Here is a 15,256-nt window from a genome sequence, read left to right on the forward strand (position 1 = left end):
ACTTGCGCCATGCTGCTACTCATTCTCAGAATTAGGACGCGTTTTACAGTGTAAAATGGCTTTCTCTAGAAGTTCTAATGCCGAGCTATCTGCTTCTGGAAGCTTAGCGTCCGATTGACCTAACGGCTCAACACGGCTACCCCACTTAATATGGCCTGCCCCCCAAGTTAAACCGGCACCGAATGCCGCCACAAGAATGTTTGAGTTAGGTTTAACAAAGCCTTGCTCTAACGATTCACACAATGCAATCGGCACAGTCGCAGCCGATGTGTTGCCGTAGTTTTGAATGTTCACAAACGCTTTCTCACGTTCAATGCCCGCCATATCACACAGAGTTTGAATAATTCGGATGTTCGCTTGGTGCGGAATCACAACATCGATGTTTTCAGTTGAGATGCCAGTGCGACTCAATACTGTATGTGCTGCAGCGCCCATTCCTTTCACTGCACGCTTGAAGATCTCTTTACCAACGAAATCAAAATCCCAGTAACCGTTATCAGCAGCAAAGCGGTCCATAGAAGTACCGAATTTTGGTACTGCTAGAATGTCACGGCCCTCTGCGTCACAACCGATTTGAGCTTCTTGTAAACCCACTTGCTCTTCAGTACGTGATAGAACCACAGCGCCAGCGCCATCACCGAATAGAACCGCAGTATCACGCTTGGTCCAGTCGATGAAGAATGAAAGACGCTCTGCACCCACAACGATCGCATTGCGGTAGTTGCCCGCTTGAATCAATCGAGTTGCTGTTTCAACACCGTAGATAAAGCCTGTACACGCTGCATTAAGGTCAAAAGCTGCTGCGCTCTTGATGCCTAAGTTCTGTTGAACTTTAGACGCGGTATTTGGAATAAGAGAGTCTGGACTGCACGTCGCTACGATCACAAGATCGATATCTTCGGCTGTTAAACCAGCACACGCCATTGCATGTTGAGCAGCAACGGTCGCTAGCTCAGAGGTATTTACATGACTGATACGACGATTTTCGATACCAGTTCGAGTACGAATCCACTCGTCAGACGTATCAATGAAAGTGCTTAAATCATCATTGGATAGCACGGCTGGTGGCAGACACTTTCCCCAGCCCGTAATTTCAGCGTAAAATTTTGTCATCATTTACCTGTTTATTGTTTGTTTTTATTTGAGTATCTTATTCTTGTTTTAAACAGTATAAGCGTTCCGTACATGATTCGTAAATCGCGTTAGGCACGGAGACGCAATAAAAAGAGAAAGTTATGTCTACATTCAACACACGTTGCCCTTCTTGCGGTGGCGTAAACCGAGTTCCTTCAGAAAGAATTTCAGAAAGCCCTACTTGTGGTAAGTGCAAAAACGCACTTCTAGACGGTGCACCAATCGAAGGTACGTCACTGAATTTCCAATCAATTTTGAACAGTTCACAGCCTGTCGTTGTCGATTTTTGGGCGACATGGTGCAACCCATGTGTAGGTTTCGCACCTGTGTTCAGCGATGTCGCTAAAGAGCGCGCTGGCGATGTTCGATTTGTTAAAATTGATACCGAAGCTCAACAGCAACTGGCGGCTATGTATCAAATCAGAAGCATCCCAACGGTGATGGTGTTCAAGAACGGTCAACGTGTTGATACGATTAACGGTGCACTGCCAAAAGGTCAATTTGATCAGTGGCTTAATCAAGCACTAACTAAGTAATACTATTGGTTAAGCTATTGATTTAGCATTACTTAATTCTAAGTAAGCACACAAAAATAGGTTAGAGAGTCTTACCAAATCAAGACTATCTAACCTACTGTTTTATTTATGGTTATCACTTAACTTCTTGAATAAAACTACAGCTTCGCCTTTCGCTTGAATATTAGATTCTTGCTTGCCAAACCCGTATTGCTGTTTGATTTGATCTGCGACTTTCTCAGCAATCATAATGGTTGGTGCATTGGTGTTTGCCCCAATCAGTGTCGGCATCACAGAAGCATCAATGACTCTCAAATTATCCAATCCATAAACTTTGAGATCTTTATCTACCACAGCTAAAGAATCGCTACTAGGTCCCATTTTACAGGTCCCGATCGGGTGATACTGAGTGTCTGCACGATTGCGAATATCTTGCTCGATAGCCTTGTCATCACTGGCGTCCACAGGGTAGAAAGCATTGCCTCGGATATCATCAAACGCGGAACTCTCTAACATTTGATACTGCTTCTTCCAGCCCTTAATCATGATCTCCATGTCTTCAGGATGACTGAAAAACGCAGGATCGATCTTAGGCGGATCATAGGGATCATTACTATTGAGCGTTACGGTGCCGTAGCTCTTCGGTCGCAATAAGGTGACATGAGAGGTAAAGCCATGACTGGTATGAATTTTTCTAGCATGGTCATCTACAACAGCGACCACAAATACAAACTCTAAATCCGGTACAGCGATATGATCTTCGGAACAGAGAAAGCCTATTCCCTCTGCAAAATTACTGCTCATTTTACCGCGGCGTTCTTTGTGCCATAGTGGTAAGGCTTTGGTCATTTCAGAGGCCATTTGCAGCGAGATACCAAAAGTTTCACGCTTTTCACTGCATTTATACGAATGTACTAAGTCGATATGATCTTGAAGGTTCTTGCCCACTCCAGGTAATTCATGAACCTGTTCGATTCCATGTGTCTCTAGTTCAGTTTGAGCACCGACACCAGACAGTAACAGCAATTGGGGAGAACCAAACGCGCCAGCGGAAAGAATCACTTCTTTGTTGCATCGTATCTGATAACGCTTTCCGCTAGAACCATATTCAACACCAATCGCCTTCTTGCATTCAAACAAAACCTTATGTGTGGTGGCTTTAGTCACGACCGTGAGATTCGATCGTGAAAGGTTTGGCGTTAAGTAAGCCTTGGCAGCACTGCATCGTTCACCATTCAGCTGTGTTACCTGCGTCGGCATCGCCCCAAACTGAGCAGCGCCGTTAATATCCTCATTGCGAGGTACACCTATCGATTCACACGCCGTTAAATAACGTTCCAACATAGGGCTTGGCGATCTAAGATTGGCCACATTAAGAGGACCACCTTGGCCATGGAACTCATCTTGGTGGACTTCGTTGTTTTCTGCTTTCTTAAAGTAAGGCAAACAGGATTCATAGTTCCAGCCAGCATTGCCCAAGCTTTCCCATCTATCGTAGTCATAGCGATGTCCACGAGCGTACATCATGGCATTGATAGAGCTAGAACCGCCAAGTGTCTTACCTCTAGGCTGATAGCCTTTACGACCGTTCAAACCCGGCTGTTCAACCGTTTCGAATGCCCAATTATTGAGTTTGGTTGGCATCATCGCCACCACGCCAACGGGTGTGTGAATGAATGGGCTGGTGTCTTTACCACCCGCTTCTAACAAGCAAACCGTCACATCAGGATCTTCCGACAGCCGAGAAGCCATCACACACCCAGCTGAACCACCGCCAACAATAATAAAATCATAACTATCCATTTGCCATCTCCGCTATTTCTAGTGGGTGTAACTCACGCTTCAAGATTTTTCCGGTTGCTGTCATGGGTAAGGCTTTACGAATGAATACCTTACGCGGGTATTTGTAGTCGGCGAGTTGCTCACGACACCATGCTATCAAGGCGGCACTATCACATTGCGTATGTTCGTGAAGAACCACATGCGCGTGGATCTCCTCGCCTAAATGTTCATGATGCTCGCCTACCACCGCGACCATTTCGACATCGGGGTGACACATCAACACTTCTTCGACTTCACGTGGATAAACGTTGTACCCACCACGAATAATCATGTCTTTAACACGGTCAACAATGAACAAATTGCCATGCTCATCGACGCGACCGATATCTCCCGTTAAGAACCAACCATCACGAATAGATTCAGCTGTCGCCTCTGGCCTTTGATAATAGCCTTTCATCACACTTGGGCTTTTAATGCAGACTTCGCCGAGTTCACCCATAGCGACAGAGTTGCCTTGTATATCAGTAATCTTGATGAGGTGGCCACATAAAGGCTGACCGACACTACCCGATAAACGATCGCCATCAATATGATTAAAGGTCGCAACCGGCGCCGTTTCCGAGAGCCCATAACCTTCTAAGACTGGTAATTCAAAACGAGATTCAAACTGTCGTATAACCTCAAGCGGCATAGAAGCACCGCCAGAAACACCTAACCTCAAACTGTGTTTAACCTGTTCAGAGCGTTTGCTTGTGTTTTCTAAACTATCAGAAGACTCTTCTCCCGCCTTTAATAGCGCGATATACATAGTAGGAACACCCGCAAACACGCTGACTTTATGGCTAATGATCTGTTCAATAACCAATGACGGTTCAAAACGAGGAATCAACACCATGGTGGACCCTGTTAGCACACTCGCGTTCATCATCACCGTCTGACCGAAGCTATGGAATAAAGGCAGTGTAGCCATTGTGGTGTCGCTGTACTCCAATCTCATTAGATACTGTGACGACATCGCATTGGTTTGCATGTTGGTGTGGGAAAGCTCAGCCCCTTTTGGTTGACCCGTCGTGCCAGAGGTATAAAGGATCACAGCGGTATCATCGCCATGACAAGCCACAGACTCAAAAGGAGTAAAAGGTTGTGCCAACCAATCAGCGATTGATTCATGCTCCTCATTACTTTCTAAAGTAGTGTCTGTGTTTGTTGGGATAGGCATCTCGACAAAGTGTTCACAGTGGTTTGCCTGCTCAAAACCTTGTAAACCATAGCGACCAATTGGAAGCTCTTCACTGCCGTCAAAACATAAATAGGCCTTCGCGTTAGAGTCATTAAGGTGATAAGCGATCTCTCTGGCCTTGAATAGCACGTTCAAAGGCACGACTACACAACCCGCTTTTAGAATCCCGTAATAGGCTATCGGAAAGTAAGTCACGTTCGGGCATGACAACGCTACCTTATCTCCGTTCTGCAACCCAAGTCTTTTCAAGTTAGCAGCCACGTTTCCAGAAAGTTGTTCTAACTGAGAAAAACTGATTTCATCCGATCCCATACGCAGAGCGGCTTTAGTTGGAAAAAGCGAAGCGCTACGCTCCAAATTAACAGCAAGATTGTGCATCCATGATCTCCTTGTGCGGCTTAGACCTGTTTGTGACGGTCACCGTAGACGTTCTAATCGTTGTAATAAGTCTCTTTCTTGTCATCACGAGCCTGCACATTGGTGTGTCATGTAGATAAGAGTCGTTATTGAGCAAAATGTTTGAGACGCTCCAATGTGCAGCCCAATAAATTACAACATTTCGATAACATTTCGAACAGGTTTCAAAAAGACAAAAACCGGTGATATTCGGACACGACCTGTGTAAGCCCAATAAAACCTTGCACACATAAACCAAAATTTGGAACAAGCTTGCGAAAGTGAGAACAAGCAACAGGCGTAAATGTTAAAAGTTCGGTTAAGATATCGATATTCAACAAGAGGCAGCTTATGGAATACACCGCAGTTTACGAACCCGACATGCAAGCATTCGGCATTCTGGATCTTCAGTTGCTGCATCGTTACCTGTCGCCTGTTCTCAGTATCGAAGAGTTGCTCGAAGGAAGTAACATCGATGCTCTCCAACTCAACACACCCGATACACACATCACTTTGGCGCAAAAGCTTGCTGTGTTCAGTAATGCGTTAGCGAATTCCAACGAAGACGGATTGGGGCTTAAAGTTGGCCAACAAGCGAGGTTCAGCGATTTCGGCGTGCTCGGTTATGCGGTGTTTAGCAGCGAAACACTACTCGATGCCTTTTTAATCGGGTTTAAGTATCTGCAACTTGCTGGCCCTGTCCTCAGGAAAACCATGTCTGTAGAAGACAACATTGGTTACTTTCGCGCAGAGCAACTTATCGAACTCGATTCTTTACTGCCCTTTTGTTGTGAATACTGGTTCTCGGCGATACACAGTTTGTGCGAAGAGGTCTTACAGCAGCCCTTTCCTTCTCAAGTGATCCGCTTCCCCTATCCAAAACCTGAATACGGCGATCTATACACAGAGATTTTCCGCTGCCCGGTTGAATTCAATAGTGACCGGCTTGAATGGGAGTTCGACGCAACCACCTTGTATTCATCTCTTCCTACCGCCAACCCCATCACTTTACAGATGTGCTTAAAATCGTGTGATGACATGTTGGCAAAAGTCAGTGCACCCAGTAGCCTCAAAGAGAAAGTCTCTCAGATGCTGATTGAAAGGCCAGGATGTTACCCTTCTATAGAATCCATTTCTTCAGAACTGGGCATGTCTTCTCGAACTCTGCGTCGTCACCTGAAAGCAGCCGATACCAGCTACCAGAAGATACTGGACCACGTTCGTTTTCACCTTTCTCGACACTACCTTTCTTCAACTCAAATGAGCATTGAAGAGATATCTGAGCGCGTTGGGTTTTCAGACAGCGCTAACTTTCGACATGCCTTTCGTAAGTGGAGTGGAAGCTCGCCACGTCAATACCGTAAAGAAACGGTCTAACACTTAAAATCCCACTCAATCCAAATCATAAAAAGACAATCACGCTGCAATCTTTTTCTAAATTAAACCACCAATGAACAACGGCTTAACGACTTTTTGCCCGCATAAAATCTCGCCAAACCACCAAATATCGCAACCGTATTTTAGTTTAGTTGGTCGATAAATTTCTTTTATCTTAACGACCATTTTTATTTGTTTTACCCAATTCAGTTTCTCCCCCATAGTCGCGGAAAATTCATCGTTTCTTTTACTATCAGAGGCTCCTGCATTGGACAACATCCAACCAACAACTCGCATAACTGTTCCTGTTATTGCATTGTCTTTTTACGCGATCGCTTCAGGCTACTTAATGAGTTCATTACCATTAATGCTGTCTGAGTATGGCTTAGACAAAGATCTATCGAGTTGGTTGGCGAGTGCATTCTATGCAGGTCTACTGGCTGGTACATTATTGATTGAACGTGCCATTGCGCGTGTTGGCCACAAAGATGCGTTCGTCATCGCATTGAGTGTGTTCATCGCAACGATCCTTGTATTGCCATTGATCCCACACCAAGCAGTATGGCTACTAGCTCGCTTTGTGGCTGGTGTGGTGGTTGCAGGTATCTTCGTGATTGTAGAGTCTTGGCTAATGAGCGGTGACGAGTCACAACGCGCAAAACGTCTCGCTATCTACATGTGTTCACTGTACGGCGGTTCTGCAGTTGGTCAGCTTGGTATCGGTTACTTAGGTATTACTGGTGGCGTACCTTTCATCGCAATGTTCACCCTTCTGTTTGGTGCGATCATTGTGCTGATGTACGGACAAGCAACTCCACCACAGATCCACGATGCGCAATCTTTGTCTTTAAAGCAGATCAGCAAATTAAGCCACAGCGCGCTAATTGGCTGCATTGTTTCCGGATTAACGCTAGGTGCGATTTACGGCTTGATGCCAGTTGAACTTGCTCAACGTAACATTGCACACGAAGACATTGGTGGTTTGATGGCTTTGGTTATCATGGGTGGTATGGCTGTACAGCCGATGGTGACTTGGTTATCTCACCACGTAGGACAAGTGTTATTAATGGCTCTGTTCTGCCTGCTAGGGGTTGCAAGCATTGGTGTGCTGACTATCAATCACGATTTCTACGTACTAGGCATGAGCTTGTTCGTATTAGGCATGGCCACATTTGCGCTATACCCAATCGCGATTAACTTAGGTTGCCGTAACCTTGACCCAAGCTACTTGGTGTCAGTGACTCAAATCATGCTACTTTGCTACAGCATCGGTTCTGTTGCGGGACCAATCGTTGCAGACAGCTTTATGGATTCACAAGCAGGATTGTTCACTTACCTGTTCGCGTCTCTACTTGCTACAACGATCTACATGTTGATTGCTAGCCTAAAGCGCTCTCACCTACAGATTGCAGGCGAGTAAGCTTAAATAGACAGACACTAGATGCGTGTCATTAGGGCTCCGAGTTCAGACTTTATGTCTAAGCGAAGGGCCCTTTTCAACTCATGCCTATATGTAACCTTCTTCTCCCACACTTCTCATTTCATCGTGCAAGATGCTAACCGCGACCTCGATGGCTTTTACGGTATTGGCTTGGTGATAAACCGAAATGCTTTTTGAAGCGATGCGAAAAGTTATAAGGATCTTTGTAGCCCAAGCGATTAGCAATCATAGAAACTGACCAATCTTGATATTTCAACAGGCTGGTGGCTTTATCCATGCGTAATTGAATCAATTTACTGCGTGGCGACAGGTTGAATAGCGTCTTGGTGACTCTATTGAGTTGCTCTTCACTGATAAACACTCTTTCAGCCATCCCTGCCACTGTCCATGGCTGATGCAGACTACTTTCAATTTCGTTATAGAGCGCTTGAACACGTGCAGTGGTGCTGGTCGACTTAGGCTCAAACCCCGTCAATGTTCGGATAATTTCACTCAAGAGTAACTTACGGTAACTGGCTCTACCGCCTATCTCAAAGTAAACCAAGTTCATTAATGACCAGATCTGCTCACACTCTCCAAAAGGCACAATCCCCTGTCCTAAACTTGCTATGTGCTGCCATTGCTTGGTGTCAGGCGTCAGCATCCACGCCATTTTCCAATAATTATATTGAGGATCGAGTTCAAAACGAAATGGGGTTTCAGCAGGAAGCACCACGAGTGTATAAGGTGTAATCGCTTGGACCGATGTTGCGGTTGTTAGAATGCCGCCACCTTCCATAGTGAAAATCAACGTATGAACATTAACGGATTCGCGCTCAACCCAGTAGCCATCATATAGCTTCGCCATGCCGCCCATATAGACACCAAAGCTTTTCATCTCTGGAATATCTTCAACGGTCAAAAAACGTTCTTTGCACTGTTCAGCGAGAAAAACATCATCATGCCAAGTTGATTTTGGTCTCATTGAATCAATGACGGATTCGCACAGGTTTTGTTGTTTTTTAAACATGTTGTTACTTCGCTCAAATCACTATAGTTCTGCCATAAATCGGAGAGCTTATGACAACTAACATCAACCCTAACTCATCTATGAATAACAAGCCAGAGAGCATCTTACCTCGTATCGTTAAACTGGGTTTACCTGTTGCTTTACAAAGTGCGCTTGTCGCTATTCTTGCCCTTGCTGACGTATTAATGGTCAGTGATTATGGTATGGAAGCAGCTGCGGCTGTGGGAATTGCATCAAAATGGCACTTCGTTGCTATTATGATTATGGCAGGGTTGGCCTCAGCAAACGGAACATTAGTCGCTCAATACTGGGGAAAGAATGACCGAAAAAGCGCGCGAACAGTATCATCTATCGCGATGGTGTTTGGCTTAAAAGTTCTGCTGCCTGTTACTGCAATCATCACTCTTGGTTCTCAGTTTTTAATGATGTTGCAGACCAGCGATCAAACCGTGATTGAACTTGGCGCGACTTACCTGTGGTATGGATTCCCTGTCCTTCTGCTGACTCACATTGTGGTCGTGGTAGAAGCAAGCATGCGCTCATCAGGTGACACCGTAACACCACTATTACTTGGTGCGGTCACGATTGCCCTCAACATCGCACTTAACTTCGTACTCATTAAAGGTGCCTTCGGTATTCCAGCGATGGGCGTTGCAGGTGCGGCATTGGCAACCACTTTAGCGCGCTTGATTCAAGTGGGTTTGATGTATGGCTATATGCGCATGCGTAAACACTGGTTGTTAACCACGCCTAGCTCACCACATCGTCCGTCATTATGGTTGTCTTACCGTCGTATTGCTTTGCCACTAACGATGAATGCCGTGTTATGGGCAATGGGTACTATGGCATACCAAATGATCTTCGGTCACATGGGCACAACGGAACTTGCTGTGTTCTCTATGCTCGCGCCTTTTGAGTCGCTGTGTTACTCGATATTCTTTGGTATTTCTGTAGCGTGTTCCGTGTTGCTTGGTCACTCACTCGGTCGTGATGAGTTTGATGACGCTATGAGTATGGGTCTGACGTTCATCAAAGCCGTGGTTGGTTTTGGTGCGGTTGTAGGCTTGCTATTGTTTATGGGTAAAGAGCACGTTCTGTCATGGCTAAACCTGGCCAAAGACGCTTTATACCCGCTTGCTTCACCTGCGATGATGATCATGTGCTTTGCGGTCGTGATTCGCATGCTCAACATGGTGATCATTAACGGTATTATTCGTGCTGGTGGTGATAATGCGTTCTGCCTTCGCATGGATTTCATCGCGATGTGGATGGTGGGCATTCCAGTATGTGTTTACGGCGCGTTTGTCGCTGGATGGGATTTCAAATACATCTATGGTTTGATGTTGGTGGAAGAAGTGGTGAAACTGGCAATTTGTTCTCATCGTTACCTAAGCCGACGCTGGATTAACAACCTCACAGTGACCTATGACGAGCCTCAAGCGGCATAGGCTACTTGGCTAGATTCAAGCTGAGATGGAAGTGTATCTACATCAAAAAGGTCTGCGCAATCAGACCTTTTTCGTTTCTTCAGCAACCACTTTTAAACGCCAGTTACTTCTTATTCATTCGGATATGGCGGTTCGACACATTCGACAGTGGCTTCTCAGACACTTTTCGCTTTTCATGTATCAAATGTCTGATCGCTAAAATCGGATGCTTGAGTAACATTCTTGGCCCAGCATAGCGCATGACTAAACGCATCTGCTCTTTCGGATCGGGCTTATAGCAATGAATCGGACACTTATTACAGGTCGGTTTGGCTTCACCATAAGGGCATCTATCCAGTCGTGTTTCGGCGTAACGCAACAGTTGCTCACACTCCTCACATAACGCGTTATTCTGACGAACTTCACCGTGGTGATCTTTGCAATAGATGTGCACCATCGCAATAACGGTTTTGTACTCCGTTGCGAGCTCACCTTGTAGAATATTGTTATGTTGGAACATGTTTTAATTACCTAATGAGAAACCGTACAGGTTGAGATTAACGCTTTCGCTTATCACACCTTCAACTCGCTCGAACACAAAGCCTAACTTAGTCAGTAGTGTGATACTTCGAATGTTATCAGAGGTAGTGATGGCAACTAAATGATCGATATCAGCATTCTGCTTAGCTTGTTCAATTATCGCCTCCGCGGCTTCTTGGGCAAAGCCTTGACCATAAAACTCAGGAGCAAACCCGTAGCCAATATCATGCGACGCTAAGGTGTCTCTTTTTATTAATCCGCAGATACCAATTGGCGTTGAAGTTTCTTTGATTTCAACCATCAACAAACAGACACCCTTCTCTTCATGCATCTTAAGAATGTTGTTTTCAATGTACTCGACAGCCTTTTCAGTGTCGTTGATTTCCTTATCACCAATGTAACGCAGGAAATCTTCTGAGCTGTATAGTCGTTGAATAAACGCCGCATCTTGAGGTGTGATCATTCTTAATCTTAAACGTTCGGTCTCGACTGACTGCATAGTGATATTTTCCTTGCTGAATACCATGTAAATATTGAGTTCTAGAGCTAAAATGATTATCCTCCACCGCCTAAACTAAATACAAGGCTATGCAGCAATGAACCGTAAGAAAAAAATCAATCAAATTCTAAAAAAGAAGCAGAAACAGGCGAATTCTAAACTGCATAGTAGCAACAAGCCTCGCTACATCTCTAAAGCTGACCGTGCAAAAATGGAAGCTGAAGAACAAGCGAAAGCAGCTCAAGAGCAAGCTGAAGGTTCAGTAGAAGCAACGGTTGAAGCTGAAGAGACAAAAGCTGCAGAGTAAGTTTATACTCGCAGTCCTCTTGTCTGACACTCTTTTCAGAGCCAACAGACAAGAACAAAAAAGCAGCCTCAAATTGGGCTGCTTTTTTGATCCTACCATTTTTAATCGCGCTGGTTAGCCTTTGAATGGCTGCACTTCCCAACGGGCAAACGGTGCTTTTGCGTTGATTCCCGCTCTGCCCCAACGATCAACAGAATCCACTACCAAGATACGCTCATTCGGTACCAATGATTTAATCAAGTTGCTTGGCTTTTTCGCTGTAACTAACCATAGAGCATCATCTTCCGAAAACATCGCTTTGAGTTTGGCTTTGTCTTGAACTGTCCATTCCAGTTCAGCTTTGAATATACGCTCTTCAACAAACAGTTGACTACCTGAAGCGAAATCTTCCAAGCTTTCTGAAATCAATAACACTGAATCTACATCATTATCCAGTAATACCGCCTGTTGCTTGTTAATCAGTTCTCGAACATCAAGCATCACACGCTGTAAGTTGCTATCAATCGTATCTGCTTGCGCCGGCCACAATAACTTAAAGTCATCAGCCACAATTGCCGCCATACGCGTTAGATTGGTTGGGTTTAACCATGCGTATTTAGACACATCACCATTCGACAATGTAAGCGCAGCAACGCCTTGTGCACGCGGTGTAATCGCTTGAGCGGCATCAACCTCAACTAAACGGATATTGCTTTGTCTTGCGTATACAAACGTAGGGTCGGCTTGCCAGATCGATGACAACGTTACCGCAACGGTCGCCTTTTCACCCGATTGAAGCACTTTACTCGCACCCTTGGTACCAAACCAATTCGGCAGACGGTCAATACCGTAGCGCTTTGGTGGCAGATATTCGGTGGTAATGTCTGTGCCTTTGGTTAGCTCTGTCGCCAAAGCATAAGTCACAGGCGTACTGGTAAGGATATCCTCGGCATTAGCACTGATAGACACCATTGAGCCGGCCAACCATAGGCTGCTAACGGCACCAACTTTAGTAATAGCCTTCACTGTTCTTGAGATACGATTAATTAAAGAGGTCATGATTATGCCTTTCTTATAATCCGGTATAGCGTTGCCGCTAGGAAAAATGTCGCTGAAACGATGATGATCGAAGCGCCCGAAGGTACTGGTAGTTTCAATTCCATAGGTAAGACGGTTCCAACTAAACACGCGACTGTTGCCAGTAATGCCGACAGCAATACAAAGCTGCCCATGCGTTTAGTTAACAAGCGAGCTGTCGCACCTGGGATCAGCAATAATGCACCAACCAGAACAGCACCTACGATCTTCACCGCTGCAATCGTCACTAAGGTGATCATCATGACAAACAAGTAGTCGTAGAAACTGGTGTTATAACCACGAACCTTGGCAATATCAGGGCTGATACAGGTTAGAAGAATACGGTTGAACGTCGGTATCAAGAGCAAAATAATGATCGCGCAGCTGCCTGCGAGAATCGCCAAGTCTTGGTCTGTTACCGTCAAAATCGAACCAAATAGTACGTTCTCAAGCATGTGGATGTTGATCTTACGCGCCACGTACATCAGCAATGCCGCACCCACTGCCAGTGCTAAAGCAAGGAAAACGCCAACTAAAGTATCGTATGGCACATTGGTTCTGTTTCTTACAAAGTGAAGAAGCAGCGCGAAGATCATACAGAAGCTAAACAAACCAATAATTGGGTTTTCTGGTGGCTCGCCAAGCAAAACACCAATAGCGATACCGGTTAACGCTGCGTGGCCGACGGCTTCTGAGAAGAAAGCCAGACGCTTGGCAATCACCAAAGTACCCAGACCACCTAACAGAGGACCAAGTAGTAACGCTGCAACCAAAGCATTGACCATGAAGGCATACATGAAACTGTCTGATAACAAGCCCGCTTCCACGCCACTAATGGCTAGTTGTCGTAACCAATCCATTACGCAACCTCCTTCGATTTGGTCATCGCAGAGCCACTGCTGTAGTGCTGGAACAGGCTCTCGATTTTACTTGGGTGTAAGACTTGTTCGTGTGGGCCACTATCAACCAAGAATCGATTCACAACATGTACGTTCGCTTCGAGTCGACGCACTGCCGTGACATCGTGGTGTACCGCAAGGATCGTACGACCTTCACTAACACATTCACGAATTAACGATTCAAGATAACGAACGCCCTGCTCGTCCATACCCGTGGTTGGTTCATCCAACACCAGTAGACTTGGGTTATCTAATAGCGCTTGGGCAAACAGCACGCGTTGCTGCTCACCACCCGATAACTGTCCCATGCGGCGGTCGCTACGAGTAACCATACCAACGCGATCTAATTGTGCGAGTGCAAGATCCAATTGCTTAGATTTACGACGCCAAAATAGCGGAATTCGAGTTTGGTTAAGCAACACGAAATCCATGACCGTCAAAGGCAAGCTCGATTCGAAGGTCGCTTTTTGTGGAACATAACCGATACTTGGCTTTTCTGGCCAATGAATATTGATTTGCCCAGAGAAAGGCGTCAAACCAAGAACAGAGCGTAGCAGAGAGGTTTTACCACCGCCGTTTGGCCCCATGATTACATGGCACTCGCCCGCTTTAAGTTCGAGCGAGATATCATCAAGAATTACGTTGTTATCGTATTGCAGACCGAGTTTATTAATTGAGATTGATGGACCTAACATTATGCGTTCCCGCTTTTAGCTTGGTTCGCCGCCGCAAATTTCATGGCTTCGATTAACGTCTCTAGGTTCTTCTTCATCTCAACTTCGACTTTATCGCCTTCATATTCACCGTGCGTCATGTGAGAAAAACGATAAAGCTGAACGCCTGTTTCCGCTTCAATTGTGTCAACAAAACGGTTTGGCATGTTTAACTCGTAAAACAGAACATCAATGCCTGATGCGCGGATCTTCTCGATCGTCTCTTGCAGTTGACTAGCACTTGGTTCAACACCGTGTGCAGGCTCGATTACTGCCGCAACATCCACACCAAACTCTTGAAGGATGTAGCCATAAGCATTATGTGTAGTCGCGACCTTCATACCTGAAGTATCTAACTCACCTAATGACAACATCGCATCGCGCTTCATAAAGCGAAATTGCTTTGCGTATTTACGTGCATTCTTACGATAAAAAGCCGCGTTGTCAGGGTCGAGCTTAGAGACCTCACTCGCGATGGTGTAAACCTTTTGAATTGTTGTCGAAAGCCCAACAAAGGTATGTGGGTTAACGGCACCTTGACCAACAGACTGACCAAGAGCAGGAAGTAGAGGCACTTCTTTGTTTGCTTCGATCACGACTAGGTCATCACGTTGCGCGGCTGAAATCACTTTAAGCGCGAAGTCATCGTGACCAATACCGTTTACCACGATGGCGTCCATCTGGCTCAATCTCTTCAAGTCGTTCGGTTGTGGCAAGTAGTTATGCGGATTAAAGCCGGCATCAACCAAAGGAAGGATGTTCACTTTGTCGCCTACTACTGCTTTTACGTAGCTGTAGTAAGGTTGAAGCGTGATACCAATCGTCAGCTTGTTGCTGTCGATCTTATATTCTTTTGCCAATGCATTGGGTGCCATGAACACCGCTAATAACGACATGAACAGAGTCATAATTCGCATAGTA

General features: G+C 45.4%; 16 protein-coding genes. 5 read left to right on the forward strand and 11 right to left on the reverse strand.

Going from position 1 to position 15,256, the window contains the following annotated elements; translation table 11 throughout:
* Window positions 1-15: 15 nt before the first annotated feature.
* Complete coding sequence (locus tag AB6E51_RS18705; protein WP_372058726.1) at window positions 16-1,113, reverse strand: ketoacyl-ACP synthase III; 1,098 nt, start codon at window positions 1,111-1,113, stop codon at window positions 16-18.
* 122 nt (window positions 1,114-1,235) lie between these two features.
* On the opposite strand from AB6E51_RS18705, the gene trxC reads away from it, so the two are divergent.
* Window positions 1,236-1,670, forward strand: coding sequence for a thioredoxin TrxC (gene trxC, locus AB6E51_RS18710; protein ID WP_017060125.1), 435 nt, complete (start codon window positions 1,236-1,238; stop codon window positions 1,668-1,670).
* A 102-nt stretch (window positions 1,671-1,772) separates the two neighbouring features.
* Here trxC and AB6E51_RS18715 read toward each other — a convergent pair whose 3' ends face one another.
* Both AB6E51_RS18715 and AB6E51_RS18720 read right to left on the reverse strand, forming a co-directional pair.
* The gene (locus tag AB6E51_RS18715) at window positions 1,773-3,452 is read right to left on the reverse strand and encodes a GMC family oxidoreductase (RefSeq protein ID WP_102333614.1); all 1,680 of its coding nucleotides are present in this window, start codon (window positions 3,450-3,452) and stop codon (window positions 1,773-1,775) included.
* On the reverse strand, window positions 3,445-5,049 hold the full coding sequence (locus tag AB6E51_RS18720) for a long-chain fatty acid--CoA ligase (protein ID WP_017060127.1): 1,605 nt from the start codon (window positions 5,047-5,049) through the stop codon (window positions 3,445-3,447). The genes AB6E51_RS18715 and AB6E51_RS18720 overlap by 8 nt, the downstream gene beginning before the upstream one ends.
* 369 nt (window positions 5,050-5,418) lie before the next feature.
* On the opposite strand from AB6E51_RS18720, the gene AB6E51_RS18725 reads away from it, so the two are divergent.
* Window positions 5,419-6,444 carry an AraC family transcriptional regulator gene (locus AB6E51_RS18725; RefSeq protein ID WP_372058714.1) on the forward strand — a complete coding sequence of 342 codons (1,026 nt, stop codon included), beginning with the start codon at window positions 5,419-5,421 and terminating at the stop codon, window positions 6,442-6,444.
* Window positions 6,445-6,501: 57 nt separating this feature from the next.
* Here AB6E51_RS18725 and AB6E51_RS18730 read toward each other — a convergent pair whose 3' ends face one another.
* Window positions 6,502-6,741, reverse strand: a complete 240-nt coding sequence (locus tag AB6E51_RS18730) for a hypothetical protein (RefSeq protein ID WP_017060129.1) — start codon at window positions 6,739-6,741, stop codon at window positions 6,502-6,504.
* On the opposite strand from AB6E51_RS18730, the gene AB6E51_RS18735 reads away from it, so the two are divergent.
* Window positions 6,713-7,864, forward strand: coding sequence for an MFS transporter (locus tag AB6E51_RS18735; protein ID WP_372058712.1), 1,152 nt, complete (start codon window positions 6,713-6,715; stop codon window positions 7,862-7,864). The genes AB6E51_RS18730 and AB6E51_RS18735 overlap by 29 nt on opposite strands.
* Before the next feature lie 136 nt (window positions 7,865-8,000).
* On the opposite strand, the gene AB6E51_RS18740 is transcribed toward AB6E51_RS18735, so the two are convergent.
* Complete coding sequence (locus AB6E51_RS18740; protein ID WP_372058710.1) at window positions 8,001-8,894, reverse strand: helix-turn-helix domain-containing protein; 894 nt, start codon at window positions 8,892-8,894, stop codon at window positions 8,001-8,003.
* A 50-nt stretch (window positions 8,895-8,944) separates the two neighbouring features.
* Here AB6E51_RS18740 and AB6E51_RS18745 point away from each other — a divergent pair, with 50 nt between their 5' ends.
* Window positions 8,945-10,342 (forward strand): MATE family efflux transporter, encoded by a 1,398-nt coding sequence (locus tag AB6E51_RS18745; protein WP_372058708.1) that lies wholly within the window; start codon window positions 8,945-8,947, stop codon window positions 10,340-10,342.
* Window positions 10,343-10,445: 103 nt separating this feature from the next.
* On the opposite strand, the gene AB6E51_RS18750 is transcribed toward AB6E51_RS18745, so the two are convergent.
* Together AB6E51_RS18750 and AB6E51_RS18755 are read right to left on the reverse strand one after the other, a co-directional pair.
* Window positions 10,446-10,841, reverse strand: a complete 396-nt coding sequence (locus AB6E51_RS18750) for a nitrous oxide-stimulated promoter family protein (RefSeq protein WP_017064560.1) — start codon at window positions 10,839-10,841, stop codon at window positions 10,446-10,448.
* A gap of 3 nt (window positions 10,842-10,844) precedes the next feature.
* Window positions 10,845-11,360 (reverse strand): GNAT family N-acetyltransferase, encoded by a 516-nt coding sequence (locus AB6E51_RS18755; protein WP_372058706.1) that lies wholly within the window; start codon window positions 11,358-11,360, stop codon window positions 10,845-10,847.
* Between the two features lie 97 nt (window positions 11,361-11,457).
* On the opposite strand from AB6E51_RS18755, the gene AB6E51_RS18760 reads away from it, so the two are divergent.
* Entirely contained in the window at window positions 11,458-11,667 is a 210-nt protein-coding gene (locus tag AB6E51_RS18760; RefSeq protein WP_017060973.1) for a DUF2986 domain-containing protein, read from the forward strand.
* 114 nt (window positions 11,668-11,781) lie between these two features.
* Here the strand turns inward: AB6E51_RS18760 and AB6E51_RS18765 are convergent, their stop codons facing one another.
* From AB6E51_RS18765 to AB6E51_RS18780, 4 genes are read right to left on the reverse strand one after another with little or no spacing between them, the layout of a single operon-like run.
* Window positions 11,782-12,705: an ABC transporter substrate-binding protein gene (locus AB6E51_RS18765; protein ID WP_372058704.1), complete on the reverse strand. Its 924-nt coding sequence runs from the start codon at window positions 12,703-12,705 to the stop codon at window positions 11,782-11,784.
* Window positions 12,706-12,707: 2 nt separating this feature from the next.
* Window positions 12,708-13,583 carry a metal ABC transporter permease gene (locus AB6E51_RS18770; protein ID WP_372058702.1) on the reverse strand — a complete coding sequence of 292 codons (876 nt, stop codon included), beginning with the start codon at window positions 13,581-13,583 and terminating at the stop codon, window positions 12,708-12,710.
* On the reverse strand, window positions 13,583-14,317 hold the full coding sequence (locus tag AB6E51_RS18775; RefSeq protein WP_136978235.1) for a metal ABC transporter ATP-binding protein: 735 nt from the start codon (window positions 14,315-14,317) through the stop codon (window positions 13,583-13,585). The genes AB6E51_RS18770 and AB6E51_RS18775 overlap by 1 nt, the downstream gene beginning before the upstream one ends.
* Complete coding sequence (locus tag AB6E51_RS18780; RefSeq protein WP_372058699.1) at window positions 14,317-15,252, reverse strand: metal ABC transporter solute-binding protein, Zn/Mn family; 936 nt, start codon at window positions 15,250-15,252, stop codon at window positions 14,317-14,319. Before AB6E51_RS18780 ends, AB6E51_RS18775 begins: the two co-directional genes overlap by 1 nt.
* Window positions 15,253-15,256 lie beyond the last annotated feature (4 nt).

It is taken from the genome of Vibrio sp. 10N.247.311.47, assembly GCF_041467535.1.
GTDB lineage: Bacteria > Pseudomonadota > Gammaproteobacteria > Enterobacterales > Vibrionaceae > Vibrio > Vibrio crassostreae_C.

What these genes read in the sequence shown, in the direction of transcription:
- AB6E51_RS18720 (WP_017060127.1), bottom strand. Translation starts at nt 5,049, where the DNA reads ATGCACAATCTTGCTGTTAATTTGGAGCGTAGCGCTTCGCTTTTTCCA.
- AB6E51_RS18715 (WP_102333614.1), bottom strand. Translation starts at nt 3,452, where the DNA reads ATGGATAGTTATGATTTTATTATTGTTGGCGGTGGTTCAGCTGGGTGT.
- AB6E51_RS18740 (WP_372058710.1), bottom strand. Translation starts at nt 8,894, where the DNA reads ATGTTTAAAAAACAACAAAACCTGTGCGAATCCGTCATTGATTCAATG.
- AB6E51_RS18725 (WP_372058714.1), top strand. Translation starts at nt 5,419, where the DNA reads ATGGAATACACCGCAGTTTACGAACCCGACATGCAAGCATTCGGCATT.
- AB6E51_RS18760 (WP_017060973.1), top strand. Translation starts at nt 11,458, where the DNA reads ATGAACCGTAAGAAAAAAATCAATCAAATTCTAAAAAAGAAGCAGAAA.
- AB6E51_RS18780 (WP_372058699.1), bottom strand. Translation starts at nt 15,252, where the DNA reads ATGCGAATTATGACTCTGTTCATGTCGTTATTAGCGGTGTTCATGGCA.
- AB6E51_RS18770 (WP_372058702.1), bottom strand. Translation starts at nt 13,583, where the DNA reads ATGGATTGGTTACGACAACTAGCCATTAGTGGCGTGGAAGCGGGCTTG.
- AB6E51_RS18750 (WP_017064560.1), bottom strand. Translation starts at nt 10,841, where the DNA reads ATGTTCCAACATAACAATATTCTACAAGGTGAGCTCGCAACGGAGTAC.
- AB6E51_RS18775 (WP_136978235.1), bottom strand. Translation starts at nt 14,317, where the DNA reads ATGTTAGGTCCATCAATCTCAATTAATAAACTCGGTCTGCAATACGAT.
- AB6E51_RS18730 (WP_017060129.1), bottom strand. Translation starts at nt 6,741, where the DNA reads ATGCGAGTTGTTGGTTGGATGTTGTCCAATGCAGGAGCCTCTGATAGT.
- AB6E51_RS18765 (WP_372058704.1), bottom strand. Translation starts at nt 12,705, where the DNA reads ATGACCTCTTTAATTAATCGTATCTCAAGAACAGTGAAGGCTATTACT.
- AB6E51_RS18745 (WP_372058708.1), top strand. Translation starts at nt 8,945, where the DNA reads ATGACAACTAACATCAACCCTAACTCATCTATGAATAACAAGCCAGAG.
- AB6E51_RS18755 (WP_372058706.1), bottom strand. Translation starts at nt 11,360, where the DNA reads ATGCAGTCAGTCGAGACCGAACGTTTAAGATTAAGAATGATCACACCT.
- AB6E51_RS18705 (WP_372058726.1), bottom strand. Translation starts at nt 1,113, where the DNA reads ATGACAAAATTTTACGCTGAAATTACGGGCTGGGGAAAGTGTCTGCCA.
- trxC (WP_017060125.1), top strand. Translation starts at nt 1,236, where the DNA reads ATGTCTACATTCAACACACGTTGCCCTTCTTGCGGTGGCGTAAACCGA.